Origin of the sequence: Brevundimonas sp., from assembly GCF_003248455.1 — a bacterium.
GTDB lineage: Bacteria > Pseudomonadota > Alphaproteobacteria > Caulobacterales > Caulobacteraceae > Brevundimonas.
The window spans coordinates 25,477-45,721 of record NZ_QFNM01000007.1; the positions used below are offsets into that span (position 1 = coordinate 25,477).

General features: G+C 64.9%; 31 protein-coding genes and 1 tRNA gene. 28 read left to right on the forward strand and 4 right to left on the reverse strand.

Going from position 1 to position 20,245, the window contains the following annotated elements:
* Positions 1-182: 182 nt before the first annotated feature.
* Positions 183-446 carry a hypothetical protein gene (locus DI624_RS04185; protein WP_291536210.1) on the reverse strand — a complete coding sequence of 88 codons (264 nt, stop codon included), beginning with the start codon at positions 444-446 and terminating at the stop codon, positions 183-185.
* A 93-nt stretch (positions 447-539) separates the two neighbouring features.
* On the opposite strand from DI624_RS04185, the gene DI624_RS04190 reads away from it, so the two are divergent.
* From DI624_RS04190 to DI624_RS04205, 4 genes are read left to right on the forward strand one after another with little or no spacing between them, the layout of a single operon-like run.
* Positions 540-854, forward strand: a complete 315-nt coding sequence (locus tag DI624_RS04190) for a helix-turn-helix transcriptional regulator (RefSeq protein WP_291536211.1) — start codon at positions 540-542, stop codon at positions 852-854.
* A 56-nt stretch (positions 855-910) separates the two neighbouring features.
* Positions 911-1,645, forward strand: a complete 735-nt coding sequence (locus tag DI624_RS04195) for a hypothetical protein (protein WP_291536212.1) — start codon at positions 911-913, stop codon at positions 1,643-1,645.
* A 30-nt stretch (positions 1,646-1,675) separates the two neighbouring features.
* Complete coding sequence (locus DI624_RS04200) at positions 1,676-2,059, forward strand: hypothetical protein (RefSeq protein WP_291536213.1); 384 nt, start codon at positions 1,676-1,678, stop codon at positions 2,057-2,059.
* Positions 2,056-2,385 (forward strand): hypothetical protein, encoded by a 330-nt coding sequence (locus tag DI624_RS04205; RefSeq protein ID WP_291536214.1) that lies wholly within the window; start codon positions 2,056-2,058, stop codon positions 2,383-2,385. Before DI624_RS04200 ends, DI624_RS04205 begins: the two co-directional genes overlap by 4 nt.
* A gap of 127 nt (positions 2,386-2,512) precedes the next feature.
* On the opposite strand, the gene DI624_RS04210 is transcribed toward DI624_RS04205, so the two are convergent.
* Positions 2,513-2,758, reverse strand: coding sequence for a hypothetical protein (locus DI624_RS04210; protein WP_291536215.1), 246 nt, complete (start codon positions 2,756-2,758; stop codon positions 2,513-2,515).
* Between the two features lie 68 nt (positions 2,759-2,826).
* On the reverse strand, positions 2,827-3,072 hold the full coding sequence (locus DI624_RS04215; RefSeq protein ID WP_291536216.1) for a hypothetical protein: 246 nt from the start codon (positions 3,070-3,072) through the stop codon (positions 2,827-2,829).
* Between the two features lie 180 nt (positions 3,073-3,252).
* Between DI624_RS04215 and DI624_RS04220 the strand changes: the two genes are divergently transcribed.
* The 19 genes from DI624_RS04220 (at position 3,253) to DI624_RS04310 (ending at position 13,039) form a co-directional block, all read left to right on the forward strand.
* Positions 3,253-3,576 carry a TetR/AcrR family transcriptional regulator gene (locus tag DI624_RS04220; RefSeq protein ID WP_291536217.1) on the forward strand — a complete coding sequence of 108 codons (324 nt, stop codon included), beginning with the start codon at positions 3,253-3,255 and terminating at the stop codon, positions 3,574-3,576.
* A complete protein-coding gene (locus DI624_RS04225; RefSeq protein WP_291536218.1) occupies positions 3,576-3,803 on the forward strand; it encodes a hypothetical protein in 228 nt (75 codons plus the stop codon). The genes DI624_RS04220 and DI624_RS04225 overlap by 1 nt, the downstream gene beginning before the upstream one ends.
* On the forward strand, positions 3,803-4,354 hold the full coding sequence (locus DI624_RS04230) for a hypothetical protein (protein ID WP_291536219.1): 552 nt from the start codon (positions 3,803-3,805) through the stop codon (positions 4,352-4,354). The genes DI624_RS04225 and DI624_RS04230 overlap by 1 nt, the downstream gene beginning before the upstream one ends.
* Entirely contained in the window at positions 4,351-4,671 is a 321-nt protein-coding gene (locus DI624_RS04235) for a hypothetical protein (protein ID WP_291536220.1), read from the forward strand. Before DI624_RS04230 ends, DI624_RS04235 begins: the two co-directional genes overlap by 4 nt.
* A gap of 2 nt (positions 4,672-4,673) precedes the next feature.
* Positions 4,674-5,108 carry a hypothetical protein gene (locus DI624_RS04240; RefSeq protein WP_291536221.1) on the forward strand — a complete coding sequence of 145 codons (435 nt, stop codon included), beginning with the start codon at positions 4,674-4,676 and terminating at the stop codon, positions 5,106-5,108.
* Positions 5,105-5,689 carry a pentapeptide repeat-containing protein gene (locus DI624_RS04245; RefSeq protein WP_291536223.1) on the forward strand — a complete coding sequence of 195 codons (585 nt, stop codon included), beginning with the start codon at positions 5,105-5,107 and terminating at the stop codon, positions 5,687-5,689. Before DI624_RS04240 ends, DI624_RS04245 begins: the two co-directional genes overlap by 4 nt.
* Positions 5,686-5,922, forward strand: a complete 237-nt coding sequence (locus tag DI624_RS04250; RefSeq protein ID WP_291536225.1) for a hypothetical protein — start codon at positions 5,686-5,688, stop codon at positions 5,920-5,922. Before DI624_RS04245 ends, DI624_RS04250 begins: the two co-directional genes overlap by 4 nt.
* A 3-nt stretch (positions 5,923-5,925) precedes the next feature.
* Positions 5,926-7,185 (forward strand): site-specific DNA-methyltransferase, encoded by a 1,260-nt coding sequence (locus tag DI624_RS04255; protein ID WP_291536227.1) that lies wholly within the window; start codon positions 5,926-5,928, stop codon positions 7,183-7,185.
* Positions 7,185-7,436, forward strand: a complete 252-nt coding sequence (locus DI624_RS04260; RefSeq protein WP_291536228.1) for a hypothetical protein — start codon at positions 7,185-7,187, stop codon at positions 7,434-7,436. Before DI624_RS04255 ends, DI624_RS04260 begins: the two co-directional genes overlap by 1 nt.
* Positions 7,436-7,792: a hypothetical protein gene (locus DI624_RS04265; protein ID WP_291536230.1), complete on the forward strand. Its 357-nt coding sequence runs from the start codon at positions 7,436-7,438 to the stop codon at positions 7,790-7,792. The genes DI624_RS04260 and DI624_RS04265 overlap by 1 nt, the downstream gene beginning before the upstream one ends.
* Complete coding sequence (locus tag DI624_RS04270) at positions 7,792-8,670, forward strand: hypothetical protein (protein WP_291536231.1); 879 nt, start codon at positions 7,792-7,794, stop codon at positions 8,668-8,670. The genes DI624_RS04265 and DI624_RS04270 overlap by 1 nt, the downstream gene beginning before the upstream one ends.
* A gap of 67 nt (positions 8,671-8,737) precedes the next feature.
* Complete coding sequence (locus DI624_RS04275) at positions 8,738-9,883, forward strand: hypothetical protein (protein ID WP_291536232.1); 1,146 nt, start codon at positions 8,738-8,740, stop codon at positions 9,881-9,883.
* Complete coding sequence (locus tag DI624_RS04280; protein WP_291536233.1) at positions 9,880-10,095, forward strand: hypothetical protein; 216 nt, start codon at positions 9,880-9,882, stop codon at positions 10,093-10,095. The genes DI624_RS04275 and DI624_RS04280 overlap by 4 nt, the downstream gene beginning before the upstream one ends.
* A 151-nt stretch (positions 10,096-10,246) precedes the next feature.
* Positions 10,247-10,702 (forward strand): hypothetical protein, encoded by a 456-nt coding sequence (locus DI624_RS04285; protein ID WP_291536234.1) that lies wholly within the window; start codon positions 10,247-10,249, stop codon positions 10,700-10,702.
* Complete coding sequence (locus tag DI624_RS04290) at positions 10,699-11,136, forward strand: hypothetical protein (protein ID WP_291536235.1); 438 nt, start codon at positions 10,699-10,701, stop codon at positions 11,134-11,136. Before DI624_RS04285 ends, DI624_RS04290 begins: the two co-directional genes overlap by 4 nt.
* On the forward strand, positions 11,133-11,522 hold the full coding sequence (locus DI624_RS04295) for a hypothetical protein (RefSeq protein WP_291536237.1): 390 nt from the start codon (positions 11,133-11,135) through the stop codon (positions 11,520-11,522). Before DI624_RS04290 ends, DI624_RS04295 begins: the two co-directional genes overlap by 4 nt.
* Positions 11,519-11,761 carry a hypothetical protein gene (locus DI624_RS04300; protein WP_291536238.1) on the forward strand — a complete coding sequence of 81 codons (243 nt, stop codon included), beginning with the start codon at positions 11,519-11,521 and terminating at the stop codon, positions 11,759-11,761. Before DI624_RS04295 ends, DI624_RS04300 begins: the two co-directional genes overlap by 4 nt.
* Positions 11,758-11,961 carry a hypothetical protein gene (locus DI624_RS04305; RefSeq protein WP_291536239.1) on the forward strand — a complete coding sequence of 68 codons (204 nt, stop codon included), beginning with the start codon at positions 11,758-11,760 and terminating at the stop codon, positions 11,959-11,961. The genes DI624_RS04300 and DI624_RS04305 overlap by 4 nt, the downstream gene beginning before the upstream one ends.
* The gene (locus DI624_RS04310; RefSeq protein WP_291536240.1) at positions 11,927-13,039 is read left to right on the forward strand and encodes a hypothetical protein; all 1,113 of its coding nucleotides are present in this window, start codon (positions 11,927-11,929) and stop codon (positions 13,037-13,039) included. Before DI624_RS04305 ends, DI624_RS04310 begins: the two co-directional genes overlap by 35 nt.
* A 16-nt stretch (positions 13,040-13,055) precedes the next feature.
* Here DI624_RS04310 and DI624_RS04315 read toward each other — a convergent pair.
* Positions 13,056-13,129, reverse strand: a tRNA-Cys gene (locus tag DI624_RS04315).
* Between the two features lie 134 nt (positions 13,130-13,263).
* On the opposite strand from DI624_RS04315, the gene DI624_RS04320 reads away from it, so the two are divergent.
* From DI624_RS04320 to DI624_RS04340, 5 genes are all read left to right on the forward strand, one after another.
* Entirely contained in the window at positions 13,264-13,893 is a 630-nt protein-coding gene (locus tag DI624_RS04320) for a protein-L-isoaspartate O-methyltransferase (protein WP_291536241.1), read from the forward strand.
* Between the two features lie 137 nt (positions 13,894-14,030).
* Positions 14,031-15,566, forward strand: a complete 1,536-nt coding sequence (locus DI624_RS04325; RefSeq protein ID WP_291536242.1) for a TolC family outer membrane protein — start codon at positions 14,031-14,033, stop codon at positions 15,564-15,566.
* Positions 15,567-15,729: 163 nt separating this feature from the next.
* Positions 15,730-16,329: a DUF2497 domain-containing protein gene (locus DI624_RS04330; protein ID WP_291536243.1), complete on the forward strand. Its 600-nt coding sequence runs from the start codon at positions 15,730-15,732 to the stop codon at positions 16,327-16,329.
* A gap of 121 nt (positions 16,330-16,450) precedes the next feature.
* On the forward strand, positions 16,451-19,183 hold the full coding sequence (locus tag DI624_RS04335) for a valine--tRNA ligase (RefSeq protein WP_291536244.1): 2,733 nt from the start codon (positions 16,451-16,453) through the stop codon (positions 19,181-19,183).
* Positions 19,184-19,189: 6 nt separating this feature from the next.
* Entirely contained in the window at positions 19,190-19,948 is a 759-nt protein-coding gene (locus DI624_RS04340; protein WP_291536245.1) for a TlyA family RNA methyltransferase, read from the forward strand.
* Positions 19,949-20,245: the final 297 nt, after the last annotated feature.

Sequence of the window (20,245 nt, forward strand, 5' to 3'; positions counted from 1 at the left end):
GCGCCAAGACTGAGTTTGAGTGCGCCGGATGCGGTGCAACCATCGTCCCTGATGGCGACCTCGAACAAGGAATGCGGAAGGCTGAGAAAGCCGTCGAGGACCTTCGGAAATCGCTCCGAAAGTTCGGCAAGCGATAGGGCCTCAAGAGCGATCTGCTCAAGCGTTTCGGAGAGCGTCGCCATCTATGCCGCCTCCCCTTGGGCAGGGGTGTCGTTGGCGGCTCGGCGAGCGATGACCGTTTCAGGAGCGGCGGGCTCATACAGGCGCCGCAGCGTCTTGATCTCGGCGGGCGACTTGTCCGCTAGTGGGCCGACCTTGAGTCCATCGTGTTCGTACAGCCAGAGAGCAAGTGGAAGGCTGACCGAGCGGATGCCGTTCACCACATGATAGGCCATGGACTTCGAGAGCCCGGCCTTGATCAAAGTCTGCGCGTGAGGATTAGCCATGGCTCATGCCTACGCTCCGTAGACGATCAGCGCAAGTCAAAAGTCTACGCTGCGGCGGACGACCTCAGATCGGAGCGGCTGCATAATGTAGACATGAGCGCGTCTTATCCCAACCATATCCGCGAGTGGCGCGAATTTCGTCACATGACCCAAGATGAGTTGGCCGATGCTGTCGGTTGTTCGAAGGCGTCAATCGGCCATTGGGAAAACGGCGTCCGAGAGGTCGCGCCGAAGTGGCTCTATCCAATCGCCAAAGTCCTCAATACGTCGCCCGGCTATCTGCTGGACCACGATCCGAACAACCTGCCGACCGCCGTGCTCGACATTTGGGCTGACATTCCATCCGAAGATCAGCCGAAGGCGCTGGAGATGCTTCGCGTGTTCAAGCGCACAGGCACAGAGGGCTGACCGCTTGACTCTCACCCGCTGAGGTTGGGAGAAGCACAAGATTACGGGGAGGGGTGATGGATCAGGATCGCAAGAGCGAAATTGAAGCGTTGCAGCGCAGGCTGGCTGAGCTTGAGGCCGCCGATGCAAATGGCGCCGACGCGAATCCGTCTCAAACCTTTCCTCCATCGCCTGTTCAACCTGCGAATAACAAAACTGCCTTGTTCGGCGTTTTCGCCATGATCGTTTTGTTGTTCGGTCTTGTGGCCTATTGCAATAGCCTGTCTCACGAGAGTGCGGCCCCCGCCACGTCGGGCTACACGCCCGCTGAAACGGCATATATGGAAAAGCGCGTCGCTGAGATTTCGGCGTCGGGTCCGGCATGGTCCTACCGCGACGACACCGATCCCATGACGGATCGGAAGACCCGCTTCGCGTGTGTAACCTCGACCAACGAAGTTCGCCTCAATCGTCCCTATGATGACGTAAAGGCCGAACTCTGCATTCGACAATCCCCTCGCTATGGCCTTGATGCCTACGTTCAACTCCTCGGAGAGGGACAAATCATCTGTCGCTCTTACGACAACTGCACGGTGAAGGTTCGGTTCGGCGATGGCGCTCAGCAGTCGTTCAGCGCGGCCGACGCTGCCGACGGCTCTAGCAACGTCACGTTCATCTCCAATGCCAGCAGATTCGTGACCGGCGTGAAGACGGCGGACGTCACACGTATCCAGATGACCTTCTACGAGGCTGGCGACCAGGTGATAGAGTTCAACACTAAGGGGCTGGAGTGGCCCCGGCCCGCCAGCTGACACCCGTCTTTAGTTCTGGGAGGGGACTTTATGGATGCAATCGACGAAGTCCGTCTAAAAATAGCGACCCTCGAAGCGCAACTGTCCATCTTGAACGTCGAGCGGTCGCCCGGCGACATGCGTGCTTTGGAACAGCGGGTCAGCAAGATCGAAGCCGTGTTGCCATCGATCGAAAACAAGTCGCTTGAGGGGCAAGCCATTGCGGTAATGGCAAGCGGCCAAGCTGCTATGTTACAAGACTCCCTGCTCCGACTTACCAATCAAGTCGCAATCGTCGCCGCGACATTGGGTTCTGCTATTCATGCGCTTAAACGAGGCGACACGTCTGCATCTGACAAAGCCCTCAGTGACGCGCTGGCCAGTCAAGAGCGGCTCGGATCGATGCTGAACGAAGTGTCGGGGCGGTCGCGATGACGGTTCATAGCTTCGAAGAGGCACGGCGCCAGCGAGAAGAGGCGGTGTTCGACGCGCCCGCGCCCTTGAAGAAAGGCGATGGCGGTGGCACATCTAAGAGCATGCCGGATTTGACATCCAGAATGCAGCGGATCGAGGTGGCCTGGGTGTCCGGTATGGCCTTCGTATTGGTCGCTTTCGCGTCAGGCTTCCTCTTCATCGCGGCAAAGATGGACTCGTCCTTCGCTCGGATGGACGACAAGCTAGACGCGCTCGGCAGTCAGGTATCCGAGGTGCGGTCGGATGTGGCGGTCTTAAAGGAGCGCACCGGTCCCAACAGGCCATAGGAATAGAAACGGCGGCCCCTTATGGAGCCGCCGTTGGTCGTTCTGGATGGTGGCCCGATTAACCGGCGGTAGCCGTTGACGCGACCTGCTGCGGTGCGGTGCACTGCTTCTGAACTGCAATCGTCTTCTAATACGGAGACGCGAAGCTGCTGGCGCTGCTCATGGACGAGGATAAATGCTGCGCTTGGTTGTCCTGCATCCCGACAAATCCAATAGCTGCGAACACGCAGGCAAAAAGGGTTAATGCCCCCAGCACGATAAGGCCCTTACGGGATGATCGATTGGATGCCAGGCCGATTTGTAAAATCTCGACCCCCTTCAGCACCAGATAGAACGCCATCATGTAGGTCATGATCTGAAGCATTCCGGCCATATTGATTTCCCTCCCAAGCGGCCCCCGCCGCCATCAACGGTTTTGTTACTGACAGCTAAGCCGCGAGTCTAGGCCGCCAGGTCTTCGGCCGACGGCGCGTCGCCCATGATCTCGATCACCCTCGGCTCCTCCCACAGGTCCACGTCGGGGTGGCCCTCCATGCTGAATACCGCAACGCCGTCCGCGCCGGTCAGCAGGATTTCCCCGCCCTGTCGGGCGCGCTCCTCATTCAAAAACTGGCGCACCTCGCCGCCGATCAGACGCCCATCTCGGCGCCAGAAGGCTTGCGCGCAGTAGATCGTCTTTCTGGCCATCTGCCTGCTCCTCTCTCCCGTTAACGAATCACTGGTTGCGGAGCGAAGTCGAGTCTCGACCGATACCCATGCGACCGTTCCTGACGTGACCGCCGAAAAGAAAGTCCACGAAGAGTAGACTTTTCGTTTGACGTTGAAGTCTACGCAGCGTAGCGTCTCTCCACACCCAAGGAGGGACTGATGCAGACCCAATCCACCAACACCGAAAGCTTGAACAAGCGCCAAATCGCCAAAGCTGCGACGCGCGCCAAGTTGATCGCCGCAGCCCGCAAGCTGTGGGCTGAGCCTGGCACTTACGAAGTCGTCGGCATCCGTGAGATCGCCACCGAAATGGGTATGAGCCCAGGCGCCGTGTTCGCTAATGTCGTCAGCAAGGCAGACCTGTGGCGGCTCGCCATGGGTTACGAGCCCCCTGTGGATGGACCCGCTGTTCGCAAGGTGTTGCGGGCCGCTGCTGGACGCGCCGCTGTCGAGGCGTTCAGGGCTCGGCGGGAGGCGGCGTGATGGGCGCCGTTGTCGCATTCCGCCGCCCGGCCCACGCCGAGAGCCTGATCAAATACACCGCGCGCCTCGATTGGCTGGACCGTCATGGCGAGCAGCACGTCGAACGCTTCGCCGCCTGGACTGCCCGTGAGGCGACCCGCGCCGCGTGGCGCCGGGCGCGGTCGCTGCGGCTGTCGGGCGAGGCCACCACGTTCCGCACCCAGCATTTCGAACAGGCCTATGTCTGATGGTCGAGTTCGTCATCACCACCGCCATCACGCCAAAGAGGGACGTCGACCTTTTCGGCGTGACCACCGTTATGGTGCAGGCGAAGCGCGATCCCGCAAGCTCGGGCGTCCCGGTCCTCTACGTGTCTCCCTATGTCAGCGATCCGATGGTCTTTGCGCAGCGATGCGCCGACGCGCTCGCCTGGCTGGACGGAGAGACGACAGTTTCACCACCGGCAAGGGCCGGGGCCGCGCCGAACAAGCCGGCCCCGGAAGCCGCGGCGCCCGTGGCGTCGCCGTCCGCCGCATACGCCATGCCCGAGTTTGTGGAGGATGTGGACTACAGCGAGCGTCTTCCGCTCTCCGATCCGATGAGCCTGGACGATTGGAAAGCCTGGGCCGCCGCCATGTCGCGTCGGGTGGAGCTTGCGCAGGACAGCTTGCAGCTGGCGGCGCTCAGCGCCGCCAACGACTACGGCATGAAGTTCTGCCCGCCCCAGTTGATGGCGACCGTGCGCAAGGCGCTGAACGACGCCTACGCTGTCACCTACAATCAGGCGGCGGCGGCATGAGCGGTTTTGAGTTCACCCCCGTTGAAGCGGCCTTGCTGTGCGCAATGAAGGGCGACGCTCGGTTGATCCGCGCAGCCTTCGCCGGCCAACCCTTCCGTATTGAAGATGAGGGCGTTGGCTCCGAGGTTGCGCGTTGGCCAGAGGTTGTCGTCCTCGGCCTGATCAAGCGTGGCTTGATGCGCGCCACCCAGCAGACCGAAGCCTGGGTTCAGCGCGGGACGCCGCCAAGGCCGTTCACCGTCGCACTGACGCCCGAGGGCCAAATCGCCCGCAAGCGCATCCTCGAAGGCCGCGCCGATCTTAATGAGGCGGCCTGACCATGCTTTCTCGCCAAGACCGCGAAACCCTTCAGGCCGCCCAGCGCATCAAGCGCGCCATTGCCCGCGACCGAAAGCGGGACGTCACCACCGCACGAAAGCCGGGCGGCAAGGCCAGCCGGGGCAGGGAGCGCGACACCGGCTATCTGGCCTTCCTTCGCCGCCAGCCTTGCGCCTGCGGGTGCGGTGCGCCGGCGCCCAGCGATGCGGCTCACATCCGCATGGCCAGCCCGGAGCGCGGCAAGCTGCCGACCGGAATGCAGGTGAAGCCGTCAGATCGGTTCGCCGTGCCGCTGAACCGCGTCTGCCATGAGCGCCAGCACTCCGGTTCAGAGGCCCGGTTCTGGTCCGCCCTGAACCTCGATCCATTCGTCATCGCTGACCGCCTCTACGCCGAATACCAGGGCGCCCCATCCCCCAGCAGGATAGACCAATGACAAAGACCGCCACGATTCCGTTCGAGGTCCGCAACCGCTGGACGGGTGAGGTTCAGTTCACCGCGCAGATTACCTGCGCGCCCGATGCGACGCCGGCCGTTAAGCTGGGCCTGGCGGTGAAGTGGGGCGTTAAGGAAAAGGCCAACCTCGCCGGGGCCAACCTCGCCGGGGCCAACCTCGCCGGGGCCGACCTCGACGGGGCCAACCTCGCCGGGGCCAACCTCGCCGGGGCCGACCTCGACGGGGCCAACCTCGCCGGGGCCTACCTCGACGGGGCCAACCTCGCCGGGGCCTACCTCGTGGCCCTTGGCGACATGCGCTTCGTCAAGACGCTCCAGCTTGAGCGCTGGATGATCGGCTACACGGCGGACACGATGCAGATCGGCTGTCAGCGCCACCCGATCACCGACTGGTGGGCGTTCGATGACAGCCGGATCGCCCGGATGGACCCTGCTGCCCTGGAGTGGTGGGGTCGCTGGAAGCCTGTGCTTCAGCAGATCATCGCCATGAACCCGGCAGAGCCGACCGGCTATGTCGCGGCGGCTGAACCGCTCGCCTCCAACAGGGAGGCCGCACAGTGAGCGCCCTTTCATACGAAGACGCCTTTGAGGTTGCGTCATTGCTGCGATCTCGGGCGGATGACCTGGAGACGCGCGCCGTCGAGTTCGACAAATGGCAGGGCGAGAAGTCTGGCTACACCGCCGCATCGCAAGCTTGGGCGAAAGATGTGCAGCAGAAGTGGCGGAATAGCGCCGTCGCTTACCGAGCGTTTGCGCGCGATCTGCTGACCCGCGCCTCCAACAGGGAGGGCTAGAGGATGGGCGTGACGGTTCACCATGGCGATAGCCGCGAGGTGCTGAAGGGTTTTGCGGATGCGTCGATCGACAGCGTCGTCTGCGATCCTCCGTATGCTCTGGTCAGCATCGGCAAGAGGTTCGGTGCTGAGAACGCGGCGGCTGCGAAGTCGGGGAAGACCGGCGCCTATGCCCGCGCGTCGGCAGGCTTCATGGGGCAACGCTGGGACACCGGCGAGACGGCCTTCGACCCTGAGTTCTGGGGCGGCGTCCGCCGTGTGATGAAGCCGGGCGCGCATCTGCTGGCGTTCGGCGGCACACGGACCTTCGGAGAACTCCAGGTCGCCATCGCGGCGGCCGGGTTCGAAATCCGCGACACCATCCTCGACTTAGTCGACCCCGATGGCGCGGTTCAGGCCTTCCTCAACAGCCTGAACGAGGAACAGATTCGGGCCTTCGTCAAATGCTACGACAACGCGACTTGGGGCGCGCTGCTCGCCTGGATTTTCGGCTCGGGATTCCCGAAATCCCACAACCAGAAGGGCGAGTGGGAAGGCTACGGCTCCGCGCTCAAGCCGGCCTTCGAACCTATCGTAGTCGCCCGCGTCCCGATGATCGGGACCATAGCGGCGAACCTGGCGGCGCACCGGACGGGCGCGCTGAATATCGACGGGTGCCGGATTGAGGCCAACGACGACCGATCAGGCGGCTTTGGGGCGGGCAACCGCCCATGGCAGACGGGCGCAAGGGGCGAGACGAACAAGGTTGAGGCCGGATCGTTAGGCCGCTGGCCCGCCAACGTCATTCACGACGGCTCACAAGAGGTGGTCTTTGCATTCCCTGATACCGCCAGTGGAACCGGAAAGAACTTCAAACGTGCATCTGCGGGCTATGAAGGACCCGCGCTGGGAAAAGACAGCCGAAAGCCAGGCGCCGCATGTGTTGTGCATGGCGACGCCGGTTCGGCCGCCCGTTTCTTCTACAGCTCCAAGGCCGACGCCGCCGACCGCTGCGGCTCTAAGCACCCGACCGTCAAACCCATCGACCTGATGGCCTACCTTTGCCGGCTGGTGACGCCTCCCGGGGGCGTGGTGCTGGACCCCTTCGCAGGTTCGGGATCGACCGGCATGGCCTGCCTGCGCGAGGGCTTCGACTGCATCCTGATCGAGCGCGAAGCCCAATACGTCGAGGACATTAACCGGCGCTTGAAGCACGTCGAAGGCGCGGATACTCCGCTCTTCTCGACCGATGCCGCGCCTCAACTCTTCGGAGACGCCGCCTGATGTCTGACCAGACCATCACATCGCCCGCTAGAATCACCGAGGTCGTGAAAGGCGATCTGTTCGGCGACGTTGGCGCTGAACGCTTCGACGAAGCCCTGGACGCTCTCCATCTCTTTGCGCAGGCAACGGGATGCCCGGCTGGTGGGAGCGTTATCGCTTGGTTCGCGGAGAAAGACCGCGAAGCCCAAGACGAGTTCCGCGCTCGATACGAAGCTGCAAAGGCCCGCGCCCAATCTGAGGCCCGCGTCTGATGGGGGAGAAGCAGGGACATACGCCGGAGCGATTGAGCGCCAATGAGCGCGACCGCGAAGCGATCCTCGACGCAGCTGCGGAGCATCCGGGTTCATCGCCTGTATGGATCGCTCGGAAGATCGGCGTCAGCAAGGGGCAGGCCTACTATCACATGACGAAGGCGGGCTACTGGCCCCTGCCTGATGCGGTTACCCACAGCGGAGGGCGAGGCAACCCGTTCACCGCTGCCGAGGATGCCGTGTTGCAGCGCCTGCGTATAGCCGGCGCAAACCCTTACGAGATCGGCCGCTCCATGGGGCGGGCGCACAGTTCAGTTCGTGCGCGCCTGTCGTATCTGGCGGCGAGGGCGCACTGATGGACTTCTTCGTCGGACTTCATCACCCAGGCGACGCCCAACACTTCGACCGAGCCTGCATCAGCCGCAACAGGCTCGCCAAGCGTCGGAAGCCCGTCGCATGCCGCGAGACGATCATCGACTGCGCGGGGTTCAAGACCATCGACCTGCACGGCGGATACCCGCATCCGGCGTCGGAGTGGGCGGCGGAGCTGCACCGTCTTTGGACGAATGGCGTTGTGAAGATCACGGTCGCGGTGTCCGAAGATTACATGTGCGAGCCGTGGATGCTGGTGAAGACCGGCATGACGATAGAGCAGCACCAAAGGCTGACGGTCGAACGATACGACGACCTTCTGGTGGCGCTGCACGACCTGTTTGACGGCCCGCCTCCGTTCGAAGTCATGCCGGTGCTGCAAGGCTATGCGATCACCGACTACCTGCGGCACATCGAAATGTATGGCCCCCGACTGAAGCCAGGGATGTGGGTGGGGGTCGGCTCCGTCTGCAAGCGCCAGGGCAACGTCGCGATCATCGAAGACCTCCTGTCCGCCATCAAGGAGGTGCGGCCGGACATTCGGCTGAACGGCTTTTGGCGTGAAGCTGACCGCCCTGCAAAGCCCGCTCGTGCGGAGACTCCTCTACAGCGCCGACAGCATGGCGTGGTCGTTCGACGCGGCCAGGGTTTGCGCGCGAATGGTCGGGCACCTGATGCGCGCGTTCAATCGCGAGAAGATCAGAACGCCCGTCGCACGCCGCTACTACCGGCGCCTGGGCAAGCACCTGCCGGACGCCAACGACTGGCGCGAAGCCAAGGCGTTCGAAAAGCGCGCGCTCACCCCCTCAACCGAACCGGAGCAGCTGCGGCTGTTCGCGGCGTAATGGAGCAAGCAGAATGATCCCCGCCATTTCCCGCGCCACCGGAGAAGACAGCCCCGCAAACAGCCAGACCCAGGAGCATCGCTCGTGACCGCGACCCAAGCCCCCACACCCGGCCCGCTGGACAGCGAGAGCGTGAAGCTGCTCGTGAAGGGCGATTTGCTTCGGATCGACACGGGCGGCGCGCTGTATGAGTTCGTGCGCCGGAAAGCGCCTCCCAGCGCTCTCATCGTCGCCAAACCCGCATTGGACGGGTCAGAACGCTACTACGACCGATGCCGGTTTTCGTTTGTCGAGCGTCCGAGCCTCGCCCCCACCGCTCCGGTCGAAGCGAGCGGGTCGGAGCGGGAGAGCGAAGCTTGGAAATGGCTCGGACAGCTTTACCCGAACGACGCGCCGTCTGACCTCGCATACGATGCTAACGAAATGGTTGATGCCTTCTTGGCTGGGTCGGGACGCTCTGATCGCATGGCGAAGGCGTTGGAGCGTATCGCAGGTGAACAGCAATACCGTTCCGGTTACTGCCAGACTGACATCACTGTAGAGCCTGCGCTGAGCGCTGATGAGGCGCAGACAGTGGCGCGAGAAGCGCTCGCTCACAATCCCGCCCTCCGCCCCCAACCGAGCGGAGAGACGCGGGCGGCGCTAGACCGGCTGAAGATGGCGGCCCACGTCTATGAAGACGACGAAATGGCCGCCGACTGCGCGACACTGGAAGCCCTCCTATCCGCCCGCCCCCTCGCCTTGGGAGGCCAGCAGGGGGAGGAACGTCTTAGCGCCGCGCTCATCGCAATGGTCGAGCATTTCGAGCGCGTTGACGCCGGGCCGGAAGACAAAGCAGCCATTCAGGCGGCATGCGAGGTCTGGGCTAGCGCCAAGCGTGACAAAGCCCTCTCCACCACCCCCGCCCGAGCCGAGGCCCTAGACGAAGGGGCGGCGGGGGAGACGATCCTCACGGCTTTGGTCGAGGCCATGCCGAAAGAGCATGACGTCACCGGGCCGCAGTTCGAGCGCATCGCCAAGGCCATCTTTAAGGCTCTCCGCGCCCACCCATCCCCGCCGCCCGCCGACGATGAAGACAGGGTGCGGGAGGCGGCGACGCTTTTGACAGAACTTCTCGACGGCCCCAGCCATGGAGGCTTCCACGGTATTAATGGCGCTCTGAGAGGCAAGCTAGCGACGATCCGTCAAACGCTTCAACGAGCCGCCCTGAAATCGGAGGGGCGGTCATGATCCGTCAAAACAAGGCCGGCGTGTATTACTGCGACGGCCGGGAGTGCGGTTACGAACTCTCTTATTCCCCGCCAACGGATGAAGATCACGCGGAGGTCCATTGCCTGGATTGCGGAGCGGGACTTTTCATCAACAACGCCGCCTTCAAACGGGACGCCTCCGCAAGAGCCGCCCTGAAATCGACCGCCGCGAAGGAAGGGGAGAAGTCGTGATGAAGATGACCGAGAAATGGAAAACGGAGTGCCAGCACGTTTGGATGGCCCTTCGATTGCAAGTCCCCACGTGCGCCAAGTGCGGTGTTTCCAAGATTCTCCACGACACCAAAGAGTATCAGGAAAGTCGAGAAAAATGGGGGGGCATCAAATGACCGCCCCCTCCCAAACCCCCGAAGCTGCGGGGCTGGAAGTGGCTTTGTCCGCTGTTCTGGCCCGCGCGATCTGCGAGAGCGAAGGAAAAGAGTGGGCCGCGCTAGATAACACCCGCGAGGATGTGGAGCGCTGGTTCCGGCTTGGTGAAATCACCGCCGCGTCCGCTCAAGCCGCAATAGACGCCGAGAAAGCCAAGGTCGCGGAGTTGGAGGCTTTGGTTGCCAGCTACCGAAAGACGGCCGACCTTGAAGCTCAAGGCTGTGACGCAGCCGAAGCCCGAGTGGATCGGCTGGCTGAGATCGCGAGCAAGCTGGATGCAGCGATTGCCTGGCTCGATTACCCGTTCATCGACAACCGAACGCCAGAAGCCGAACTGCGGCAACGCATCGGGTTCATGATGAAGGATGCCGAGCCAAACCGAGCCGCCCTACAGCAGGAGACGCAGCCGTGAGCACTCAAACCACGCTCTTTTACATCGTCGAGTTCACAGACGAGATCGTGCCCTGTGACTGCACCTTGGGCGGCTGGGCCAAATGGCTAAGCATGCCCGATGAAGATTGGAACCGGGACGCGCCTGCTGAGGATGGGGAGACGTTCAAGGCCTCGACAATCCAAGTGCTGGGCGATGTTCGGGTCGAGTTCATCAACGGCATGTGGACGGCTGTCGAGCCAATCCCCGAAGGCACGGAAATGTTTTGGCTGAGGCACTACGAGGGGGGCACGGGCTGGGATGCTGACTTCGCTGCCCCAACGATCACAGACGCGACCGACTGCCTTGATGAAGAGGACGGGCCGGTCTGGTTCGCCTGCACGAAGGATGGCCCCGATGTCCTTTTGACCTACTGCGCCGATGGTCCGCACATGGACGTGGAGCGACCCCAATGACCCAGACCCCCACCGATGCGCTGCGCCTGGTGCCTGTTCCGTATGTCGTTCTGAGCGAGGCTGCGGGCCTTCTCGACTGCGAAGGCTACGGACCACTCGCCCTGACGCTCAACAACCTCCTAGCAGCCGCCCCCGCATCGCCGCTGCCAGGGGGCGGGTGGCAGGACATCAGCACCGCGCCGAAGGATGGGACGCTTGTATTGACGTGGGGCTATCTTCACGACGATGGCGGCCCATACGATACCGACGGTCGTTCGTTCACCGGAGAGACGCCTAGCGTTCAGATTTCCGGCATGACTGACTTTGGCTGGTCGTGTCCCTTGCTTGGAGGGCATCACCCCACCCACTGGATGCCTTTGCCCGCCGCCCCGACAGGTGACGCATGACCGCGTCCGACCTAGACGCGCTGGAGAAGCTGGCGGATGAGGCGAGCATGGCGCGCGGCCTTTGGGACGAAATCCACTGCCTGAACAAGTTTCACGACCATGCCGACCCCGCCACCATCAAAGCCCTGATCGCTGAACTGCGGGAGGCTCGCGGACATTTGTCGCGGTGCGTTGAACTTGTCCCCGAACCTGGCGCAATCGATGCTGCCGACGCCTTCAATGGGAAGGGGGAGGGATGAGCGCGCACCGCTTCCGTTCGACCGAACTCACCAGGGCGATGAAAGCCGCCTTCGCATCAGGAGCGACCGATTTCGACGTGACCTTTGACGATCATGGGCGCCCCATCATTAAAGTGCGGTCGACGCCCGCGAACGACACCGAACAGACCGCACTGGACGAGTTGAATGCCTGGAAGGCCGAGCAGGGGGACGCTGCCTAAGGGCGTCTGGTTTCAGAAAAAGCGCCTGGCGACTGGCGAGGTCATCCGATACGGCTACCTCGGGCGCGGGCCGGGCGCCCAGGCGTTGGGGCGCGAGGGATCGTCCGAATTTCACACCGCCCTTGCTGAGGCGATGCGGCGCACTCCGAGCGAAGGCAAGGTCGCCTTCCTGATCTGGAAATACCGATCATCGCCCGAGTTCGCCAAGCTGCGGCCACTGACGCAGCGGGACTACAACCGTCAACTCGACAAGATCGGCGCTCGTTACGGCAAGCTGGGGCTGTCGGTGTTCGATCTTCGCGAGATCAGCCGCGAGTTCTACGGGTGGCGCGACTTGTTGGCCAAGACCTCGCCCCGGCAAGCCGACTACGCGATGGCCGTTCTGAAAGCACTGAACGAATGGGGCGTTCGGCGCGGATATCTCCACCATAACCGCGCGGCCGGTATCGAGAACGTCTATCGAGCGGATCGCTCTGAAAAGACGTGGTCAGACGAACAGGAGGAGGCATTCATGGCCGAGGCGTCGCCATCTATGGCGCTAGGCTTCCTCATGGCCTCAGAGGCGGGTATCAGCCCCGAGGACATCTACGTCATGCCGAAGACGGCCATTCGCGGGACGATCCTAGTTGGCCGGCGCCAGAAGACCGGTGTTCCGTTCGCAGTCCCGATCTCCCCCACGCTCCGGGCCGCATTCAGCGCTGCGCCCGCGAGCGATTCGGTGACGATCCTGAACAAGGCTGATGGACGCCCCTTCGATCCCAAGGGCAACGGCTTCCGGTCAGTCTTCCGGGCGACCAGGGAAGCGGCCGGGGTGGAGGATAGAACCCATAAGGATTGTCGTGGCACCTTCATGACCCGGCGGCGCGCCATGGGCTGGACGGCCGAAGAAGTCGCCCTGTGTGTCGGGCATCCCATCGCTGGCGAAAAGGGCGCGCAATCCGCCTACATCGACAGAATCGCCGTCGCCATCGCCAACGCAGAAAGGCTATGGACGCGCTGGTATGGATCGAATGAGGAACGCGATCTGCAAACTGCCGTGCAAACCGCAGACAAGAAAGCCGCCCCGAAAGGCGGCTAACTTACTGAAATCGCGATGGAGGCCTGACCGGGAATCGAACCCGGGTGCAAGGATTTGCAGTCCTCTGCGTCACCACTCCGCCATCAGGCCGCTTTTCATCCCCGATTTCTCGGGGGCGGTCATCGCGAGGGGCGTTCGCTATCAGATCGGATTGTCCGCTGCAACGCACGGACCTATAAGCGCGCGAGTTTTCCTCCCGGATTATCGTTGAAGGCTGCCTACAGATGGATTTCACCGCCGAGCGCAAGGCCATGGTCGACTCGCAGGTGCGGGTGAACGACGTGACGGATCGCGCGATTCACCTGGCCATGCTGGCCGTGCCGCGCGAACAGTTCTGCGCGCCCGACCGCGCCTTCGCCGCCTACTCCGAAGAGGCCTTGCCCATCGCGGGGGACCGCCGCCTGATGCCGGCGCGCGATGTGGCCAAGCTGCTTCAGGCCGCCGATGCGCGCGAGGGCGAGAAGGCCCTGGCCATCGCCGCTCCCTACGCCGCCGCCGTGCTGGCCCGGATGGGCCTGGCCGTGACCGCCCAGGAATCGGACGCGGCCGTCTTCGACGTGGTCGGACAGGCCTTGGCCGCCGAGGGCGTGGCCACGACCGTCCAGCCCCTGTCCCAGCCGGCCGGCCAGGACTGGGCCCTGATCGTGTCCGAAGGCGGGATCGAGGCCTTGCCCGAATCGTGGGGCGCGGCCCTGCGGCCGGGCGGGCGCATGGTCGTGGTGGAGCGCCGCGGCGCCATCGGCAAAGCGGCGCTGTTCGTCAAGTCTCCCGAGGGGCTGTCGCGGCGCGAACTGTTCGATTCGTCGCCAGCGGTCCTTGCCGAGTTGACGCCGGCGCCTACGTTCGCGCTGTAGGCGCGCAGGCGGGCGGCGACGGATCGCGCGGCCGCAACCGTGAAGAAAACTTAACTGGCGTGTGGTTCGGTCAGGCCGCAGTTACGCCTGATAAAACATTCGGGCGTTCTTTCAGGGCGTCGGGCTAAGGACGGACAATGTTGAAACGCTCGCGTGTGCTGGCTTCGGCCGCAGTGGTCGCCGTGATGACCGGCCTGGGCGCGCCCGCCTGGGCCGAGACCCTCCAGGACGCCATCGCCCTGGCTTATCGCACCAATCCCGATCTTTTGGCCCAGCGCGCCACCCAGCGCGCGCTGGACGAATCCGTGGTTCAGGCGCGATCGGGCCTTCGCCCGACGCTCAGCGCCTCGGCCGGGGTGGACTACACCCGCAGCGACTTCCCCGCCGTGACCCAGTTCGTGGATACGAACAACGACGGCGTGCCGGACACCCAGGTGTCCTCCTCCTCGTCCGAGACCCAGGGTGCCAATCTCGGCGTCAGCCTCAGCCAGAACCTGTGGACCGGCGGGCGCACGGCGCGCGCCATCGACCAGGCCCGCGCCAGCGTCCTGGCCGGCCGCGAGAACCTGCGTCAGATCGAACAGTCGGTCATGCTGTCGGTCATCCAGGCCTATGTGAACGTGACCCGCGACATGGAGATCCTGCGAATCCGCCAGGAGAACCTCAGCGTCCTCCAGCGCCAGCTGGACGAGACCAGCGCCCGCTTCGAGGTGGGCGAGATCACGCGCACCGACGTCGCCCAGGCCGAGGCGTCCCTGGCCCAGTCCGAGGCCGATCTGGCCAACGCCCAGGCGCAGTTGGCCACCTCGCGCGCCGCCTACGCCGCGGTCGTGGGCCAGTCGCCGACCGATCTGGAGGCGGCCCCGACCTTGCCGGCCGTGCCGACCGACTTCGACGCGGCCATCGAGGCCGCGCTGCAAGGCAATCCGGGCGTCCTGGCCGCCGCCTATCAGCTGCAAGGGGCCGAGGCCGCCGTCGCCGCCGCCCGTTCGGAATATATGCCGTCGGTGCGCGCCACCGCCTCCTATGGCGGGTCGTCCGACGACCTGGGCGACCTGGGCCAACTGGCCGACCGCCGCAGCTTCACCGCCGGCGCGACCCTGTCGGTGCCGCTGTTCACCGGCGGTCTGAACCGGTCGCGCGTGGCCCAGGCGCTGGAGCGCGCCAACGCCGCCCAGATGGCGGTCGAGAGCGAACGCCGCACGGTGCTTCAGAACGTCAGCTCGGCCTATGCCCAGGTGCTGTCGACCCGCGCCAATGTGACGGCGGGGACCGAGGCGGTGCGCGCCGCCGCCGTGGCCGCCGAAGGCGTCCGCCAGGAAGCGCAGGTGGGCCTGCGCACCACCCTGGACGTGCTGAACCAGGAAGTGACCCTGCGCGCGTCCCAGACGGCCGTCGCCAACGCCCGCGCCGCCGAATATGTGGCCCGCGCCTCGCTGCTGGCCGCCATGGGCCGACTGGACGGACCGGCGCTGAACCCGACCGTCGACGCCTACGATCCCCAGGCCAACTACGACCGGGTCCAGGGCCGCGGCGGCCTGCCGTGGGACGGGGTGGTCGAGACGCTGGACCGCGTGGCCTCGCCGCCCATCGTCGGGACGATCGACGCCCCCGACGCGCCCATCGACGCCCAGCTGAAGGGCGAGGCCGTGCGCACCGCGCCGCCCAGCTGACGTCGAACGGCCGTCCGGCGAAGGCGCCCGTTGATTCCATCGGGCGAAGATGCGACGACAAGGCGGAGATTCCAGACGATCCGTCGTCTGGCGTCGCCCCGTTCGCGGCGCGCGGATCGTTCCGTGAGCCAACTTCTTCCCAGGCCACGCCCAAGGTTGCGCCATGACCGATCAGTCCGCCCAGGAACCGACCATGGAAGAGATTCTGGCGTCGATTCGCCGGATCATCTCCGAAGACGACGCCCCGGCCGAAACGCCGGCCGCCGCATCGGAGCGTGAAGTCGAGGCCCAGCCCGCTGCAACGCCCCCGCCCGTCGCGGCCGAGACCGTCTTCGCCGCCCCGTTCGAGCCTGAGCCGGCCCCGGCCGGCGAGGACGACGTGCTGGAGCTGACGGACCGTTATGACGCCCCGGCCGAAACCATCGGCGACCTGGACGTGACCCCGGCCGAGACCTATCAGGCCGCCGAAGCGCCCGCGCCGACCCCGGCCCCTGCGCCCGAACCGTCGTACGACACCTTGGTCGGCGACAGCGCCGCCGCCAGCGCCGCCTCCGCCTTCGCCGGCCTGGCCGCCAGCTTCAAGAAGCCCGAGCCCGCCCCGGCCGCCTCGGGCGACCTGCCATTTGTCAGCGGCAACACGGTCGAGGCCATGGTCGCCGAAATGCTGCGCCCGCTGCTGAAGGACTGGCTGGACGCCAATCTGCCCGGCATCGTCCAGACGGCGGTGCAGAAGGAAGTCGAACGCATCGCGCGCAGCGCCTAGCCCTTCGCCTCAGCCCAGACTAATCCGAGGGCGGCTCCTGGAGGGGCCGCCCTTCTGCATTCCGAGACACCGCTCATATAGTGACGCGCCGCGCGCGGAGCGTTAGCGAACGAAAATGACCATGCTTGAGAAGACTTTCGAACCCCAGGCCGCCGAACCGCGCCTCTACGCCCAATGGGAGGAGAGCGGCCTGTTCGCGCCCCGCAGCGAAGGAGCGGCGGATGCCTATTCGATCGTCATTCCGCCGCCGAACGTGACCGGCAGCCTGCATATCGGCCATGCGCTGAACAACACCTTGCAGGACATTCTGGCCCGCTATCACCGGATGAAGGGCGAGGCGGTGCTGTGGCTGCCCGGCACCGACCACGCCGGCATCGCCACCCAGATGGTGGTGGAGCGCAAGCTGGCGGCCGAGGGCAACCAGGGCCGCCGCGACATGGGCCGCGACGCCTTCGTCGAGAAGGTGTGGGAATGGAAGGCCGAATCCGGCGGGACCATCGTCCAGCAACTGCGCCGCCTGGGCGCCAGTTGCGACTGGTCGCGCGAACGCTTCACCCTGGACGAGGGGCTGAACGCCGCCGTCCGCAAGGTCTTCGTCCAACTGCACAAGGACGGCCTGATCTATCGCGACAAGCGTCTGGTGAACTGGGATCCGCACTTCCAGACCGCCATCTCGGACCTGGAGGTCGAACAGCGCGAGGTCGAGGGCGCCTACTGGCACTTCGCCTATCCGCTGGCGGACGGCGTCACCTATGAACATCCGGTCGCCTTCGACGACGAGGGCAAGCCGACCGAGTTCGAGACCCGCGACTTCATCGTCGTGGCCACGACCCGGCCCGAGACCATACTGGGCGACACCGGCGTCGCCGTCCATCCGGACGACGAACGCTACGCCGGTCTGGTCGGCAAGTTCGTGACCCTGCCGATCACCGGCCGCCGCATCCCCGTCGTCGCCGACGACTACGCCGATCCGACCAAGGGTTCGGGCGCGGTCAAGATCACCCCGGCCCACGACTTCAACGACTTCGGCGTGGGCAAGCGCGCGGGCCTGCCGTCGCTGAACATCCTGGACGCCTTCGCCCGCGTCACCGACGTCGATACGCCGGACGTGCCGTCCGAATACGTCGGCCTGGACCGCTTCGCCGCGCGCAAGGCCATCGTCGCCCGCGCCGAGGAAGAGGGCTGGCTGAAGGCGATCGAAAAGACCAGGCACGTCGTCCCGCACGGCGACCGTTCCGGCGTGGTCATCGAGCCCTGGCTGACGGATCAGTGGTATGTCGACGCCAAGGTCCTGGCCCAGCCCGCGCTGAAGGCGGTGGAGCAGGGCGACACCGTTTTCGAACCGGCCAGCTACGCCAAGATCTATTTCGAATGGCTGCGCAACATCGAGCCGTGGTGCATTTCGCGCCAGCTGTGGTGGGGCCACCGCATCCCCGCCTGGTACGGCCCGAACGGCGAGATCTATGTCGCCGAGACCGAAGAGGACGCCCGCGAACTGGCGATGGCCGACTACGATTCCGAGGTCGCCCTGACCCAGGACGAGGATGTTCTGGATACCTGGTTCTCTTCGGCCCTGTGGCCGTTCTCGACCATGGGCTGGCCCGAGAAGACCGAGGATCTGGAGCGCTTCTATCCGACCAGCGACCTGGTGACGGCGGCGGACATCATCTTCTTCTGGGTCGCCCGCATGATGATGATGGGCCTGCACTTCATGGACGGCGTGGCGCCGTTCAAGCGGGTCATCATCAACGGCCTGGTCCGCGACGAGAAGGGCCAGAAGATGTCGAAGTCCAAGGGCAACGTCATCGACCCGCTGGGGATCATCGACGAACTGGGCGCCGATCCCCTGCGCTTCACCATGGCCATCCTGTCGGGCACGCGCGACATCAAACTGTCGAAACAGCGCATCGAAGGCTATCGCAACTTCGGCACCAAGCTGTGGAACGCCGCGCGCTTCAGCCAGATGAACGAGGCCAAGCGCGTCGCGGACTTCGACCCCGCGACCGTCGAACAGACCATCAACCGCTGGATCAGGGGCGAACTGACCAAGGCCGAACGCGCCGTCTCCGACGCCATCGAGGGCGGGCGGTTCGACGATGCGGCGGGCTCCCTTTATCGCTTCGTCTGGAACGTCTTCTGCGACTGGTATCTGGAACTGGCCAAGCCTGTCTTCCAGGGGACGGACGAGGCCGCCAAGGCCGAAACCCGCGCCATGACGGCCTGGACCCTGGACCAGACGCTGAAGCTGCTGCACCCGGTCATGCCCTTCATCACCGAGGAACTGTGGGCCGAACTGGGCAAGGAAGGTCCGCCGCGCGAAACCCTGCTGATCGGCGCCGAATGGCCGGTTCTGCCGGACGCCTTCATCGACGCCTCGGCCGAGGCCGAGATCGGCTGGCTGGTCGATCTGGTCGGCGAGATTCGCGGCCTGCGCGCCGAGATGAACGTGCCGGTCGCGGCCAAGCCGGCCCTGGCCTTCGTCGCGCCCGATGCGATCACGGCCGAACGGATCGCCCGCCACCGCGACCTGATCCTGACCCTGGGCCGCGTTTCCGAGGTCGGATCGGCCGAGGCCGCGCCTGCGGGCGTCGTCACCTTCGTCTCCGGCGGTTCGACCGTGGCCCTGCCCCTGGCCGGGGTCATCGACCTGGCCGCCGAACGCGCGCGTCTGGAAAAGGAGATCGCGGTCTTCGACAGCGACATCGGCCATGTGAACAAGAAGCTGGGCAATCCCAACTTCGTGTCCCGCGCCGCGCCCGAGGTTGTCGAGGAGCAACGCGCCAAACTGGCCGAGGCCGAGGCCGGCAAGGTCAAGCTGCAGGCGGCCCTGGCCCGTCTCGGCGAGATCGGATGAGCGGGGATGAAGGGGCGCGCTGATCAGCTATTGGTCGCGCGCGGCCTGTTCGACACGCGCGCCCGCGCCCGCGCCGCCATCGAGGCGGGGCGGGTCAAGGCGGACGGCCGCGTCGTCGCCAAACCGTCCGAACAGATCGCCGACGACGCCGAGATCGAGGCCGAACCCGCCCACCGCTGGGTCGGACGCGGCGCCCTGAAACTGGATCACGCCCTGACCGTGTGGCCCGTGGCGGTTCAGGGCCGGGTGGTGCTGGATGTCGGCGCCTCGACCGGCGGCTTCACCGAGGTCTGTCTGGATCGCGGCGCGGCGAAGGTCTTCTCCGTTGACGTCGGCTTCGGCCAGATGCACGACCGGGTCGCCGCCGATCCCCGCGTGGCGAACCTGGAACGCACCGACGCCCGCGACCTGACGCCGGACCTGATCCCGCAGCCGCCGTCCCTGATCGTCTGCGACGCCAGTTTCATCAGCCTGTCCAAGGTGCTGTTGGCGGCTCTTGACCTCGCTGCGCCTGACGCCGACCTGATCACCCTGGTCAAGCCGCAGTTCGAGGGCGACGGACCCAGGTCGGTCGGCAAGAAGGGCGTGGTCAAGGACCCCGTCGCCCACGCCGCGGCCGTCGACCGTGTCCGCGACTGGCTGGAGGCCCTGGGCTGGTCGGTCCGGGCCGTGACCGAAAGCCCGATCACCGGCGGCGACGGCAATGTCGAATTCCTGCTGTGGGCCAAGAACGGGGCCAGGAACGGGGTCGGAAACGCGGGCTGAGACGCCCCCGCCATCCTTTTGCGGTTGGCGAAGACGCTTCGGATCAAGGGTTTGCGCGGTTTGTCGAGCGATCTGCCCGCCTGAGGTCGCGTCTATGCGATAATGGCGCAGCCTCGTCGCGTCGGACCGGGGTGCTGCGGCGGGGGCGCCGGGATTTCACACTATTCACACCATTCAGACGGTGTTTTTCGTCGGGGCAGGCGCGATTTCACACCATTCACACCATTCAGACTCAATTTTTCCAAGTCTGAAACGGGATGGATCGGGGCTCGCGCGAAGCGTGGCCGCCCCTAAGGG

Coding starts and splice junctions, on each gene's coding strand:
- DI624_RS04185 (WP_291536210.1), bottom strand. CDS start 446: ATGGCTAATCCTCACGCGCAGACTTTGATCAAGGCCGGGCTCTCGAAG.
- DI624_RS04190 (WP_291536211.1), top strand. CDS start 540: ATGAGCGCGTCTTATCCCAACCATATCCGCGAGTGGCGCGAATTTCGT.
- DI624_RS04195 (WP_291536212.1), top strand. CDS start 911: ATGGATCAGGATCGCAAGAGCGAAATTGAAGCGTTGCAGCGCAGGCTG.
- DI624_RS04200 (WP_291536213.1), top strand. CDS start 1,676: ATGGATGCAATCGACGAAGTCCGTCTAAAAATAGCGACCCTCGAAGCG.
- DI624_RS04205 (WP_291536214.1), top strand. CDS start 2,056: ATGACGGTTCATAGCTTCGAAGAGGCACGGCGCCAGCGAGAAGAGGCG.
- DI624_RS04210 (WP_291536215.1), bottom strand. CDS start 2,758: ATGGCCGGAATGCTTCAGATCATGACCTACATGATGGCGTTCTATCTG.
- DI624_RS04215 (WP_291536216.1), bottom strand. CDS start 3,072: ATGGCCAGAAAGACGATCTACTGCGCGCAAGCCTTCTGGCGCCGAGAT.
- DI624_RS04220 (WP_291536217.1), top strand. CDS start 3,253: ATGCAGACCCAATCCACCAACACCGAAAGCTTGAACAAGCGCCAAATC.
- DI624_RS04225 (WP_291536218.1), top strand. CDS start 3,576: ATGGGCGCCGTTGTCGCATTCCGCCGCCCGGCCCACGCCGAGAGCCTG.
- DI624_RS04230 (WP_291536219.1), top strand. CDS start 3,803: ATGGTCGAGTTCGTCATCACCACCGCCATCACGCCAAAGAGGGACGTC.
- DI624_RS04235 (WP_291536220.1), top strand. CDS start 4,351: ATGAGCGGTTTTGAGTTCACCCCCGTTGAAGCGGCCTTGCTGTGCGCA.
- DI624_RS04240 (WP_291536221.1), top strand. CDS start 4,674: ATGCTTTCTCGCCAAGACCGCGAAACCCTTCAGGCCGCCCAGCGCATC.
- DI624_RS04245 (WP_291536223.1), top strand. CDS start 5,105: ATGACAAAGACCGCCACGATTCCGTTCGAGGTCCGCAACCGCTGGACG.
- DI624_RS04255 (WP_291536227.1), top strand. CDS start 5,926: ATGGGCGTGACGGTTCACCATGGCGATAGCCGCGAGGTGCTGAAGGGT.
- DI624_RS04260 (WP_291536228.1), top strand. CDS start 7,185: ATGTCTGACCAGACCATCACATCGCCCGCTAGAATCACCGAGGTCGTG.
- DI624_RS04265 (WP_291536230.1), top strand. CDS start 7,436: ATGGGGGAGAAGCAGGGACATACGCCGGAGCGATTGAGCGCCAATGAG.
- DI624_RS04270 (WP_291536231.1), top strand. CDS start 7,792: ATGGACTTCTTCGTCGGACTTCATCACCCAGGCGACGCCCAACACTTC.
- DI624_RS04280 (WP_291536233.1), top strand. CDS start 9,880: ATGATCCGTCAAAACAAGGCCGGCGTGTATTACTGCGACGGCCGGGAG.
- DI624_RS04285 (WP_291536234.1), top strand. CDS start 10,247: ATGACCGCCCCCTCCCAAACCCCCGAAGCTGCGGGGCTGGAAGTGGCT.
- DI624_RS04295 (WP_291536237.1), top strand. CDS start 11,133: ATGACCCAGACCCCCACCGATGCGCTGCGCCTGGTGCCTGTTCCGTAT.
- DI624_RS04300 (WP_291536238.1), top strand. CDS start 11,519: ATGACCGCGTCCGACCTAGACGCGCTGGAGAAGCTGGCGGATGAGGCG.
- DI624_RS04305 (WP_291536239.1), top strand. CDS start 11,758: ATGAGCGCGCACCGCTTCCGTTCGACCGAACTCACCAGGGCGATGAAA.
- DI624_RS04310 (WP_291536240.1), top strand. CDS start 11,927: ATGCCTGGAAGGCCGAGCAGGGGGACGCTGCCTAAGGGCGTCTGGTTT.
- DI624_RS04320 (WP_291536241.1), top strand. CDS start 13,264: ATGGATTTCACCGCCGAGCGCAAGGCCATGGTCGACTCGCAGGTGCGG.
- DI624_RS04325 (WP_291536242.1), top strand. CDS start 14,031: ATGTTGAAACGCTCGCGTGTGCTGGCTTCGGCCGCAGTGGTCGCCGTG.
- DI624_RS04330 (WP_291536243.1), top strand. CDS start 15,730: ATGACCGATCAGTCCGCCCAGGAACCGACCATGGAAGAGATTCTGGCG.
- DI624_RS04335 (WP_291536244.1), top strand. CDS start 16,451: ATGCTTGAGAAGACTTTCGAACCCCAGGCCGCCGAACCGCGCCTCTAC.
- DI624_RS04340 (WP_291536245.1), top strand. CDS start 19,190: ATGAAGGGGCGCGCTGATCAGCTATTGGTCGCGCGCGGCCTGTTCGAC.